Source organism: Streptomyces sp. PsTaAH-124 (genome assembly GCF_000373685.1).
Taxonomy (GTDB): domain Bacteria; phylum Actinomycetota; class Actinomycetes; order Streptomycetales; family Streptomycetaceae; genus Streptomyces; species Streptomyces andamanensis.
Genome location: NZ_KB892169.1, coordinates 218,721 through 230,119 on the forward strand (window position 1 = coordinate 218,721; position 11,399 = coordinate 230,119).

13 protein-coding genes are annotated in these 11,399 nt (G+C 74.4%); 12 read left to right on the forward strand and 1 reads right to left on the reverse strand.

The genetic code is table 11. The features are described from left to right. Positions 1-25 precede the first annotated feature (25 nt). Positions 26-1,270, forward strand: a complete 1,245-nt coding sequence (locus tag B086_RS0116445; RefSeq protein ID WP_018567519.1) for an MFS transporter — start codon at positions 26-28, stop codon at positions 1,268-1,270. A gap of 27 nt (positions 1,271-1,297) precedes the next feature. Here the strand turns inward: B086_RS0116445 and B086_RS0116450 are convergent, their stop codons facing one another. Continuing rightward, positions 1,298-1,933, reverse strand: coding sequence for a TIGR03085 family metal-binding protein (locus B086_RS0116450; RefSeq protein ID WP_018567520.1), 636 nt, complete (start codon positions 1,931-1,933; stop codon positions 1,298-1,300). An 82-nt stretch (positions 1,934-2,015) separates the two neighbouring features. Here B086_RS0116450 and hisI point away from each other — a divergent pair, with 82 nt between their 5' ends. The 11 genes from hisI (at position 2,016) to lgt (ending at position 11,319) form a co-directional block, all read left to right on the forward strand. Further along, entirely contained in the window at positions 2,016-2,492 is a 477-nt protein-coding gene (gene hisI, locus B086_RS40120) for a phosphoribosyl-AMP cyclohydrolase (RefSeq protein WP_018567521.1), read from the forward strand. 11 nt (positions 2,493-2,503) lie between these two features. Beyond that, the gene (locus B086_RS0116460; protein WP_018567522.1) at positions 2,504-3,994 is read left to right on the forward strand and encodes an anthranilate synthase component I; all 1,491 of its coding nucleotides are present in this window, start codon (positions 2,504-2,506) and stop codon (positions 3,992-3,994) included. Between the two features lie 82 nt (positions 3,995-4,076). Next, a complete protein-coding gene (locus tag B086_RS0116465) occupies positions 4,077-4,718 on the forward strand; it encodes a TIGR02234 family membrane protein (RefSeq protein ID WP_018567523.1) in 642 nt (213 codons plus the stop codon). A gap of 172 nt (positions 4,719-4,890) precedes the next feature. Continuing rightward, positions 4,891-5,139 (forward strand): HGxxPAAW family protein, encoded by a 249-nt coding sequence (locus B086_RS0116470; protein ID WP_018567524.1) that lies wholly within the window; start codon positions 4,891-4,893, stop codon positions 5,137-5,139. A gap of 124 nt (positions 5,140-5,263) precedes the next feature. Then, positions 5,264-5,767, forward strand: coding sequence for a DUF2752 domain-containing protein (locus tag B086_RS0116475; protein ID WP_078531113.1), 504 nt, complete (start codon positions 5,264-5,266; stop codon positions 5,765-5,767). A gap of 194 nt (positions 5,768-5,961) precedes the next feature. Then, positions 5,962-6,771 carry an indole-3-glycerol phosphate synthase TrpC gene (gene trpC, locus B086_RS0116480; protein ID WP_018567526.1) on the forward strand — a complete coding sequence of 270 codons (810 nt, stop codon included), beginning with the start codon at positions 5,962-5,964 and terminating at the stop codon, positions 6,769-6,771. 21 nt (positions 6,772-6,792) lie between these two features. Then, complete coding sequence (gene trpM / locus B086_RS44110) at positions 6,793-6,957, forward strand: tryptophan biosynthesis modulator TrpM (protein ID WP_018567527.1); 165 nt, start codon at positions 6,793-6,795, stop codon at positions 6,955-6,957. Between the two features lie 95 nt (positions 6,958-7,052). Then, on the forward strand, positions 7,053-8,336 hold the full coding sequence (trpB, locus tag B086_RS0116490; RefSeq protein ID WP_018567528.1) for a tryptophan synthase subunit beta: 1,284 nt from the start codon (positions 7,053-7,055) through the stop codon (positions 8,334-8,336). Next, on the forward strand, positions 8,333-9,151 hold the full coding sequence (gene trpA / locus B086_RS0116495) for a tryptophan synthase subunit alpha (RefSeq protein ID WP_018567529.1): 819 nt from the start codon (positions 8,333-8,335) through the stop codon (positions 9,149-9,151). Before trpB ends, trpA begins: the two co-directional genes overlap by 4 nt. Positions 9,152-9,273: 122 nt before the next feature. Further along, on the forward strand, positions 9,274-10,050 hold the full coding sequence (locus B086_RS0116500) for a DsbA family protein (RefSeq protein ID WP_018567530.1): 777 nt from the start codon (positions 9,274-9,276) through the stop codon (positions 10,048-10,050). Between the two features lie 159 nt (positions 10,051-10,209). After that, positions 10,210-11,319: a prolipoprotein diacylglyceryl transferase gene (lgt, locus tag B086_RS40125; protein ID WP_078531114.1), complete on the forward strand. Its 1,110-nt coding sequence runs from the start codon at positions 10,210-10,212 to the stop codon at positions 11,317-11,319. Positions 11,320-11,399 lie beyond the last annotated feature (80 nt).

The following is an 11,399-nucleotide window of genomic DNA, read 5'->3' on the forward strand; positions in this document are numbered from 1 at the left end:
TCCGCGTCTGAGAGGACGTACCGCCGTGACCACCACGCTCACGCCCCCGGCCGCTCTGCACGGCAGACCCGCCCACCGCGACCCGAACGTCCTGCGCTGGCTCGGCGGATACCTCTCCTCCGCGGTCGGCGACAACGTCTACTACATCGCCCTGTCCTGGGCGGCCGTCCAGTCCGGCACCCCCGCGCAGGCCGGGATCGTCACCGCCGCCGGAGCGCTGCCCCGCGCTCTGCTGATGCTGGGCGGGGGAGTGGTGGCCGACCGCTACGGTCCGCGCCGGGTGGTCCTCGGCAGCACCGCCGTCCGCTCCGTCCTCGTGCTGACCGCGGCCGTCCTGCTGCTGGTCGCGAGCCCGGGGCTGTGGACGCTGGGCGCGGTCGCCGTTCTCTTCGGACTCGTCGACGCCGTCTTCCTGCCCGCCGCGGGCGCCCTGCCCGGCCGGATCGCCGCCCGCGACCAGATCGCCCGCGTCCAGGGCATGCGCGGCCTCGCCGTCCGCCTCGCCAACGTCCTCGGCGGCCCGCTCGGCGGCCTCGGCGTCGCCCTCGGCGGCACCACGGGGGCCTTCGGCCTCGCCGCCCTCCTCGTCGGCATGTCCCTGCCGCTGCTGTTCCTGGTGCGGGTCGGCGGGCCCACCCCCGGTACCGCCGAGCCCGCCCGGCGCGCCCTCGGCGCCGAACTGCGCGACGGCCTGCGCCACATCCGCAAGGACCCCGTCCTGCGCCCCCTGGTCCTCGCCATCGCCCTCAGCGACCTCGGCTTCGTCGGCCCGATGAACCTCGGCCTCACCCTGCTCGCCCAGCAGCGCGACTGGGGAACCGCCGGCCTCGGCTGGGTGCTCGCCGGCTTCGGCACCGGCGCCGGGGCGGCCTCGCTCCTGCTCACCTGCCGCGGCCGGATACCGCGCGCCGGGGCGGTGGCCGCCCTCGCCAACGTCGTCTCCGCGGTCGCCGTCGCCGCCCTGGCCCTGATGCCGTCCGTCCCCGCCGCCGCCGCGACGGCCCTGGTCATCGGCGCGAGCGCGGGCCTCGCCGGAGCGCTGTGCGGGGCCCTGGTCCAGGCCCGCGCGGGCACCGCCTACCTCGGCCGGGTCACCTCGGTCTCCACGCTCGTCGGATTCGGCGTCGCACCGCTCACCTTCCCGCTGGTCGGCGCGGGCGTCGCCCTGTGGGGCACCGGCCCCGTCTTCGCCGCCTGCGCCGCGATCAGCGGCCTCGCCGGACTCGTCGTCCTGGGCGCCCGCGACCTGCGCCGCGCCGAACTCCCCTGACGACCGGGCCCAAGAGCCTCAGAAGCCTCAGAACCCCAGCTGCCTGGTCTCCGACACCTTCGCGATCGCGTCCTGCTCGCCCTCCAGCTCCACCCGGGCCCTGCCCTGCCGGCCGAAGGCGAACAGCAGCAGCTCCGACGGCTCGCCCGTCGCCGTGACCACCGGGGTCCCGCGATGGGCGACGGTCGTCTGGCCGTTGGGCCGGCGCAGCACCAGACCCGTCGGGATGCCCCGGCCCAGCAGCCGCGCGGTGCGCTCCAGACGCGACCACAGGGCCTCCTGGAAGACCGGGTCCAGCTCGCGCGGCGCCCAGTCGGGCTGCGCCCGCCGCACGTCCTCGGCGTGCACATAGAACTCGACGGTGTTGGCCGCCTCGTCCACCTGCTTGAGCTGGAAGGGTGAGAACCGCGGCGGTCCGGTCCTGATGAGCTGGATCAGCTCCTCGTACGGCTTCGCCGCGTACTCCTCCAGCACTTTCTCCAGACGCCCCGCCAGCGGCTTGATCAGCGCGCCGCCGGCCGCGTCCGGGCGCCGCTCGCGCACCACCACGTGCGCCGCGAGATCGCGGGTGCGCCAGCCCTCACAGAGGGTGGGCGCCTCCGGCCCCGCGGTTTCCAAGAGGTCGGCGAGCAGAAGCCGTTCACGCTTGGCGAAGGTCGACATGCTGTCAGCCTACGACCCCCCGGCCCGTCCGCCCACCGGACCGTCGCCCGGTGTGCCGCTCCCGCGCGGCACAATGGCACCCATGACCAGCACGCCCGGCACCGCCCGGTCCAGCAGCCTCGACCCCGAGATCGCCGCGCGGCTCAAGCGCGGCACCGACGGACTCGTCCCCGCCATCGCCCAGCAGTACGACACCGGCGAGGTGCTCATGCTCGGCTGGATGGACGACGAGGCGCTGCACCGCACCCTGACCACCGGACGCTGCACCTACTGGTCGCGCAGCCGCCGCGAGTACTGGGTCAAGGGCGACACCTCCGGGCACGTCCAGTGGGTGAAGTCGGTCGCCCTGGACTGCGACGCCGACACCCTGCTGGTCAAGGTCGACCAGGTCGGCGCCGCCTGCCACACCGGCGACCGCACCTGCTTCGACGCCGACGTGCTGCGCGCGGACGCCACCGCCGGACCGGACGCGTCCGCCGCGTCCGCCGAGCTGGCCGTCTCCGCCCCGGACGGGGCATCCGGCCGCGCGGATTCCGGCGCACCGGCCGCGGATCAGTAGGGTCGGCCGCCATGGACCTCGACACCTTCCGCAAGCTGGCCGGCGACCGCCGCGTCATCCCGGTCACCCGCAAGCTCCTCGCCGACGGCGACACCCCCGTCGCGCTCTACCGCAAGCTCGCCGCCGAGCGCCCCGGCACCTTCCTGCTGGAGTCCGCGGAGAACGGCCGCTCCTGGTCCCGGTACTCCTTCGTGGGCGTCCGCAGCTCCGCCACGCTCACCGCGCGCGACGGCCGCACCCACTGGCTGGGCAGCCCGCCGGTCGGCGTCCCCGTCGAGGGCGACCCGCTCGCCGCCCTGCGGGCCACCGTCGAGGCCCTGCACACCCCGCGCGACCTCGCCCAGGACCTGGGCCTGCCGCCCTTCACCGGCGGCATGGTCGGCTACCTCGGCTACGACATCGTGCGCCGCCTGGAGAAGGTCGGCCCCGGCGAGCGCGACGACCTGAAGCTGCCCGAGCTGACCATGCTGCTCACCTCCGACCTGGCCGTCCTCGACCACTGGGACGGCACGGTCCTGCTGATCGCCAACGCGATCAACCACAACGACCTCGACACCGGCGTCGACGAGGCGTACGCGGACGCCGTCGCCCGCCTGGACGCGATGGAGGCCGACCTGTCCCGGCCCGTCGCCCAGCCCCCGGCCGCGCTGCCGCCCTCCGAGCTGCCCGAGTACACCGCCCGCTGGGGCGGCGCCGACTTCCGGGCGGCCGTCGAGGACGTCAAGGAGCGCATCCGCGCGGGCGAGGCGTTCCAGGTCGTGCCCTCGCAGCGGTTCGAGACGCCGTGCACGGCGAGCGCCCTGGACGTCTACCGGGTGCTGCGGGCCACCAATCCCTCGCCGTACATGTACCTGTTCCGCCTCGACGGCTTCGACGTCGTCGGCTCCTCGCCCGAGGCCCTGGTCAAGGTGGAGGACGGGCGGGCCATGGTCCACCCCATCGCCGGCACCCGGCCGCGCGGCGCCACCCCGCAGCAGGACCAGGCCCTCGCCGACGAACTCCTCGCCGACCCCAAGGAGCGCGCCGAGCACCTGATGCTGGTCGACCTCGGCCGCAACGACCTGGGCCGGGTCTGCGAACCGGGCTCCGTCGAGGTCGTCGACTTCATGTCCATCGAGCGCTACTCGCACGTGATGCACATCGTCTCCACCGTGACCGGCCGCGTCGCCCCCGGCCGCACCGCCTTCGACGTGCTCACCGCCTGCTTCCCGGCCGGCACCCTGTCCGGCGCGCCCAAGCCGCGCGCCCTCCAGATCATCGACGAACTCGAACCCTCCCGGCGCGGCCTGTACGGCGGCTGCGTCGGTTACCTCGACTTCGCCGGGGACTCCGACACCGCCATCGCCATCCGCACCGCCCTGCTGCGCGACGGCACCGCCTACGTCCAGGCGGGCGCGGGCATCGTCGCCGACTCCGACCCGGTCGCCGAGGACATGGAGTGCCGCAACAAGGCCGCCGCCGTGCTGCGCGCGGTCCACACCGCCAACCGGCTGACCCCGTAGGGCCGCTGCGGGCGGCGCGCGCGGCCGGTGGGGCGCATCTCACGGAACCCCGGGTGACGCTCCGCCCGCCGCGCACGCGATAGTGGAGTACGTGACTGCCGTACCTCACCCCCGTTCCGAGGCCGCCGCCCGCTCCGGCCGCCGCAGCCTCGCCGTCGCCCTGCTGTGCGGGGCGGCCGGTGCCGCCGTGGCGCTGCTGGCCTCCCGGCAGCGCTGGGCGGAGGGCACCGCGTCGGTGGCCGGCGGGGCCTTCCCGCTGACCGCCAGGGGCAGCGACATCACGGGCGTGCCCGCGGCGCTCGCCGTCGTGGGACTGGCCGCGCTGGTCGCCGTCTTCGCGGTCCGCCGCTCCGGGCGCGTGCTGGTCGCCGCCCTGCTCGCGCTCTCCGGCGCGGGCACCGTCGCCGCCGCCCTCAACGGCGCCTCCGACGCCGGGGCGCTCGACGAGAAGGCCGCGCAGGCCTCCGGCGACACCGCCGCGACCGCCGCCTCGCTCAGTCACACCGGCTGGCCCTACGTCGCCGTGGTCGGCGGCGTGCTGCTCCTGCTCGCCGGGCTGCTGGCCCTGCGCTACGGCAGGTCGTGGCCCGCGATGTCCGGCCGCTACGAACGCTCCGGCGCGCCGCGCCCCCGCGCGGCCAAGCCCCTCGACCCCGACCGGCCCGAGGACCTCTGGAAGGCCCTCGACCGCGGCGAGGACCCGACCGGCACGGGCCCCGCCTGACCGCCGCGCGTCCGGTCCGCCTTCCCGATGGGATGAAACGGGTCGCGAGGAGCGACCCCCGCTCACGTCGCGTGCACGCGTACGGGACAATGGGACCGAGCATCCGGCTCGGATCCGTACCGGCGCCGCACGAGCGACGTACAAGCGACGCACAAGCAACGAGGAGCAAGTCATGGCGGGCAGCAGCCACGGTCACACCCCGGCCGCCTGGACCGGTGTCATCATCGCCTTCATCGGTTTCTGCGCCGGTGGCGCCTTCATGGTGATGGCCCAGCCCGTCGGCTTCTGGGTCAGCATGGGCATCGTGCTGCTCGGCGGTGTCGTCGGCGGCGTCATGCGCCTGATGGGCATGGGCCAGAAGAACGAGCACCCGGTGCACCAGGTGGCCGCCAAGGGCGCCCCGGCCGGTGCCAAGGGCTGACAGCCCCGCCGCGGACCGCGCGGCGCGACGGGAGACGGGAAGGGGCGGCAGGCAGCCGCCCCTCACGCGTGTGCGCGACGTGCCCGCCGCGCATCCCGCGCGCGGGAGCCGCGCCGCGGGCAGAATGCGACAGGTGAACGCAGACAGTCACCGGGCGCCGCGCGGCCGGACGCCCGTCCCCGGCCCCCGGGGCGCCCGCGACGACGGGACGGCCCCCGGGGCGCGTCCCGGGCAGGTGCTCGGGCGGCTCGCCGTACCCGGCGCGGTGCTCGCGGCCGTCGCCGGAGCCTTCGCGTACGTCGCGGTGGTGGACCCCGGCGAGCCGGGGCACTACCCCGCCTGCCCGCTGCTGCGCCTCACCGGCCTGTACTGCCCCGGCTGCGGCGGACTGCGCAGCGCCCACGCCTTCGCCCACGGCGACCTCCTCACGGCCCTGCGGGACAACGCCCCGGCCGTCCTCGGCTATCTGGCCTTCGCCGTGCTGTGGACGCTGTGGACCGTCCACGCCATCCGCGGGCGCCCCCTGCGTCTCGCGCCGCCCCCGGCGCTGCTGTGGAGCCTGGGCGCCCTGTTCGCGCTCTTCGCCGTTGTCCGGAACCTGCCGTTCGGCGGCTGGCTCCACCCTTGATCGTCCGGTGTCTGTCCAGGTAATGGGACCGTGGTCGGCCGGATGTGAGCCCTCGCCCCTCCTGCGGATACCATCGCAGTGACCACCGGTTCCGCCCGCTTGATCCGTCAGATCCGCACGATCCGCCGCAGGCGGCCCGCCGGAGGCCGCTCGACCCGCTGGAACATCCCACCGTCTGGAAGGGGGCCGCTCGCGTGAGTGTGCTCGACGAGATCATCGACGGAGTCCGTGCCGACCTTTCGGAGCGGCAGGCGCGCGTCAGCCTCGACGAGCTCAAGGAGCGCGCGGCGAAGGCACCGGCCGCCAAGGACGGGCTCGCCGCGCTCGGCGGCGACGGCGTCAAGGTGATCTGCGAGGTCAAGCGCTCCAGCCCGTCCAAGGGCGCGCTGGCCGCGATCGCCGACCCGGCCGGACTCGCCGCCGACTACGAGGCGGGCGGCGCCTCCGTCATCTCGGTCCTGACCGAGCAGCGCCGCTTCGGCGGCTCGCTCGCCGACCTGGAGGCCGTCCGCGCCCGCGTGGACATCCCCGTGCTGCGCAAGGACTTCATCGTCACGTCGTACCAGCTGTGGGAGGCCCGTGCCTACGGCGCCGACCTCGCCCTGCTGATCGTCGCCGCCCTCGACCAGCCGGCCCTGGAGTCGCTGATCGAGCGCGCCGTGTCCATCGGGCTCACCCCGCTCGTGGAGGTCCACGACGAGGACGAGGTCGAGCGCGCGGTGGACGCCGGAGCCAAGGTGATCGGCGTCAACGCGCGCAACCTGCGGACGCTGGAGGTCGACCGCGACACCTTCGAGCGCGTCGCGCCGGAGATCCCGGACAGCGTCGTCAAGGTCGCCGAGTCCGGGGTCCGCGGCCCGCACGACCTGATCGCCTACGCCAACGCCGGCGCCGACGCCGTCCTGGTCGGCGAGTCCCTGGTCACCGGCCGCGACCCGAGGACGGCCGTCGCCGACCTGGTGGCCGCCGGGGCGCACCCCGCACTGCGGCACGGCCGCGGCTGAGACGCCGGTAGGCTGGCCCCGATGACGCTCACCATGACGACCGCCGACCGGCACGCGCGCCTGGCGCGCGGCTGCCGCCCCCGGGGCTGCCGCGCCCCGGCGCGGCGGGTGCACGGCCGACGCGTCCGGTACGTCATCGGTGCCGAACCGGGCCAGGTCAACGGCCGCCGATGGCAGCGCCCCTGACGGGGCGCGAGCAACCGTGTCCGGCCCGCCGCCGGACGCCGTCCCGCCCCCACGGCGCACAGTGTTGTCCCACGCACTCACCGTGAGGTTCTGGCATGCCCAGCGAATTCTTCTTCCCCGACCAGGACGGTCAGGTCCCCAGCGCCGAGGGCTACTTCGGCGCGTACGGCGGCAAGTTCATCCCGGAGGCCCTGGTCGCCGCCGTGGACGAGGTCGCCGTCGAGTACGACAAGGCGAAGGCCGATCCCGCCTTCGCCCGTGAGCTGGACGACCTGCTCGTCCACTACACCGGCCGGCCCAGCGCCCTGACCGAGGTGCCCCGCTTCGCCGAACACGCGGGCGGCGCCCGGGTGTTCCTCAAGCGCGAGGACCTGAACCACACCGGCTCCCACAAGATCAACAACGTGCTCGGCCAGGCGCTGCTCACCAAGCGCATGGGCAAGACGCGGGTGATCGCGGAGACCGGCGCCGGCCAGCACGGCGTCGCCACCGCCACCGCCTGCGCCCTGTTCGGCCTGGACTGCACGGTCTACATGGGCGAGATCGACACCGAGCGGCAGGCCCTGAACGTGGCCCGGATGCGCATGCTCGGCGCCGAGGTCGTGGCCGTGAAATCCGGCAGCCGCACCCTGAAGGACGCCATCAACGAGGCGTTCCGCGACTGGGTCGCCAACGTCGACCGCACCCACTACCTGTTCGGCACCGTCGCCGGACCGCACCCCTTCCCGGCCATGGTCCGCGACTTCCACCGGGTCATCGGCGTCGAGGCGCGCCGCCAGCTCCTGGAGCGCGCCGGACGGCTGCCCGACGCCGCCGTCGCGTGTGTCGGCGGCGGCTCCAACGCCATCGGCCTCTTCCACGCCTTCATCCCCGACACCGGCGTCCGCCTGATCGGCTGCGAGCCGGCCGGGCACGGCGTGGAGAGCGGCGAGCACGCGGCGACCCTGACCGCGGGCGAGCCGGGCGTGCTGCACGGCTCCCGCTCCTACGTCCTCCAGGACGACGAGGGCCAGATCACCGAGCCGTACTCCATCTCGGCCGGGCTCGACTACCCGGGCATCGGCCCCGAGCACTCCTACCTCAAGGACTCCGGCCGCGGCGAGTACCGCGCCGTCACCGACGACGCCGCCATGCAGGCGCTGCGCCTGCTGTCGCGCACCGAGGGCATCATCCCGGCCATCGAGAGCGCCCACGCGCTGGCCGGCGCCCTGGAGGTCGGCCGGGAGCTGGGCCCGGACGGGCTGCTCGTGGTCAACCTCTCCGGGCGCGGCGACAAGGACATGGACACCGCCGCCCGCTACTTCGGCCTGTACGACGCCGATGCCGAGGTGGCCGCCGACGCGGCCGACACCGCCGAGATCGAGGGGGACGCCAAGTGAGCGGCACCATCCAGCTTCTGTCGGACACCCTCGCCGCCGCCCGCGCCGAGGACCGCGCCGCGCTCATCGCCTACCTCCCGGCGGGCTTCCCGACCGTGGACGGCGGCATCGAGGCGATCAAGGCCGTCTTCGACGGCGGCGCCGATGTCGTGGAGGTCGGGCTGCCGCACAGCGACCCGGTCCTGGACGGCCCGGTCATCCAGACCGCCGACGACATCGCCCTGCGCGGCGGTGTGCGGATCGCGGACGTCATGCGCACGGTCCGCGAGGCGCACGCGGCCACCGGCAAGCCGGTCCTGGTCATGACGTACTGGAATCCCATCGACCGCTACGGCGTGGAGCGGTTCACCGCCGAGCTGGCCGACGCGGGCGGCGCCGGGTGCATCCTGCCCGACCTGCCCGTGCAGGAGTCCGCGCTGTGGCGCGAGCACGCCGACAAGCACGGTCTGGCGACCGTCTTCGTGGTGGCGCCCAGCAGCAAGGACGAGCGGCTCACCGAGATCACCGCCGCCGGTTCCGGCTTCGTCTACGCCGCCTCGCTCATGGGGGTCACCGGCACCCGCGAGTCGGTCGGCGCGCAGGCCCAGGACCTGGTGCGGCGCACCCGCGGCACCGGCACGGAACTGCCCGTCTGCGTCGGGCTCGGTGTCTCCACCCCGGCCCAGGCCGCGGAGGTCGCGGGCTTCGCCGACGGCGTCATCGTCGGCTCGGCGTTCGTCAAGCGGATGCTGGACGCCCCGGACGCCGCCGCCGGTGTCGAGGCCGTCCGGGAACTGGCCGGCGAACTGGCCCACGGGGTGCGCGGCCAGGCGTAGCCGGACGCGCGGCGCCGCGCGGCGGACGCCGCAGAACGGACACAGCAGAACATTCGGTCACTCGAACGGGTGGACCTGGGACCGGGGAGGCGCATTGCGCCTCCCCGGTTCGTTCTGGGGGTGTGAGCGAGAAGAACCATGACGCGAAGCGCACCGCCCGGCAGCGGCTGGCGGTCCAGCGCGAGAAGCAGAAGGCCTCCGAGCGGCGCCGGCGCACGCTGATCGTGGCCGCCAGTGTGGTCTGTGTACTGGCCCTGGCGACGGTGATCGGCGTGCTCGCCGCGAACTCCGGCAAGGACAAGAGCAGCAGCGGCGCGGGCCCGGTCGCGGCGCCCTCGGGCGCGCAGGGCAAGGACGGTCTCGCGATCCCGGTCGGCAAGGACGGCGCCCGGTCGACGCTCACCGTGTGGGAGGACTTCCGCTGCCCGGCCTGCCAGGCGTTCGAGGTGGCGTACCGGCCGACGGTGCACTCCCTCGTCGACTCCGGCAAGCTCCGGGTCGAGTACCACCTGGTCCGCCTGATCGACGGCAACCTCGGCGGCAGCGGCTCGCTGCGCGCGGCCAACGCGGCGGCCTGCGCCCAGGACGCCGGGCACTTCCCGGCCTTCCACGACGTGCTCTACGACAACCAGCCCAAGGAGACGGACGACGCCTTCGCCGACAACGCCGCGCTGATCCGGCTGGCCGGCAAGGTGAAGGGCCTGGACACCCCGGCCTTCCGCGCCTGTGTCGACAAGGGGACGCACGACAGCTGGGTCGACAAGTCCCACCAGGCGTTCCAGTCCGGCGGCTTCTCGGGCACCCCGACCGTCCTGCTCAACGGCAAGAACATCCTGGAGGACCGGTCGATGACCCCGGCCAAGCTCAAGCAGCAGGTCGAAGCGGCGGACAAGGGATGAGCACGGGCCGGACGGGAGCGGGGCAAGGCGCGGGTAAGGGTCCGGTGAGGGCCGGGTGTGTCCCCGGGCGGTGCCGCCGCCGGGCGGCGGCCCGTTATGGACCCGTAGCCGGGCTGCTCGTCCTGGGCCCGCTCCGGCTGCGGTAGCGTCGACCCTGCCATGGAACTTGCCTACATTCCCAGCCCGTCGCACGGAGTGGTGTACCTCGGTCCCCTTCCGCTGCGCGGCTACGCGTTCTGCATCATCATCGGCGTCTTCGTAGCCGTCTGGCTCGGCAACAAGCGCTGGATCGCCCGTGGCGGGCGGTCCGGCACGGTGGCCGACATCGCCGTCTGGGCCGTCCCGTTCGGCCTGGTGGGCGGTCGGCTCTACCACGTGATCACGGACTACGAGCTGTATTTCGGCGAGGGCCGTGACTGGGTGAACGCCTTCAAGGTGTGGGAGGGCGGCCTCGGCATCTGGGGAGCCATCGCGCTGGGCGCGCTCGGCGCGTGGATCGGGGCCCGCCGCCGCGGTGTGCCGATGCCCGCGTACGCCGACGCGGTGGCGCCGGGCATCGCCTTCGCGCAGGCGCTGGGCCGCTGGGGCAACTGGTTCAACCAGGAACTGTATGGCCGGGAGACCCACGTCCCTTGGGCGCTGCACATCACCTCGACCACGGACGGCCGGGTCCCCGGGTACTACCACCCGACCTTCCTCTACGAGTCCCTGTGGTGCGTCGGCGTCGGCTTCCTGGTGATCTGGGCCGACCGCCGCTTCAAGCTGGGCCACGGCCGGGCGTTCGCCCTGTACGTCGCCTCGTACTGCCTGGGCCGCGGCTGGATCGAGTACATGCGCGTCGACGACGCCCACCACATCCTGGGCCTGCGGCTGAACGACTGGACGGCCCTGCTGGTCTTCCTGCTCGCCGTGGCCTACATCTGGATCTCGTCGAAGAAGCGGCCGGGCCGCGAGCTCCAGGTCGAGCGCGGCATGCCCGCCGAGGACGGGACGGCGGCCGGGACGGAGACTGACAAGACCGTCTCCGCCGCGGGCGGTACCGCGGACCGGGCCGAGAAGGACAAGGCCGAGAAGGACAAGAAGGACACCCCCGGCGACGCCCCCGACGACGCGGCCGGGCCCACCGGCAAGGCGGGGGACACCGACGCGAAGGCGGATCCGGGCCCGCAGGACGCCGGTCCCGGCGGCGCGGGCGAGACCGGTGCGGCCGAGGAGGCCCCGGCGGAGGCCGGGGTGAAGGACGAGGCGGGTACGGCCAAGAAGGGCTGACCGCCGCGCGGTCGTCCTGGCCGGCCGCCGGTCCTGTGCGCAGCAGGGCGCTCCCGTCCCGGGGGCGCCCTTCGCGTGCG

Coding starts and splice junctions, on each gene's coding strand:
- hisI (WP_018567521.1), top strand. CDS start 2,016: ATGACCAGCACGCCCGGCACCGCCCGGTCCAGCAGCCTCGACCCCGAG.
- lgt (WP_078531114.1), top strand. CDS start 10,210: ATGGAACTTGCCTACATTCCCAGCCCGTCGCACGGAGTGGTGTACCTC.
- B086_RS0116450 (WP_018567520.1), bottom strand. CDS start 1,933: ATGTCGACCTTCGCCAAGCGTGAACGGCTTCTGCTCGCCGACCTCTTG.
- trpM (WP_018567527.1), top strand. CDS start 6,793: ATGACGCTCACCATGACGACCGCCGACCGGCACGCGCGCCTGGCGCGC.
- B086_RS0116470 (WP_018567524.1), top strand. CDS start 4,891: ATGGCGGGCAGCAGCCACGGTCACACCCCGGCCGCCTGGACCGGTGTC.
- B086_RS0116460 (WP_018567522.1), top strand. CDS start 2,504: ATGGACCTCGACACCTTCCGCAAGCTGGCCGGCGACCGCCGCGTCATC.
- B086_RS0116475 (WP_078531113.1), top strand. CDS start 5,264: ATGCGACAGGTGAACGCAGACAGTCACCGGGCGCCGCGCGGCCGGACG.
- trpB (WP_018567528.1), top strand. CDS start 7,053: ATGCCCAGCGAATTCTTCTTCCCCGACCAGGACGGTCAGGTCCCCAGC.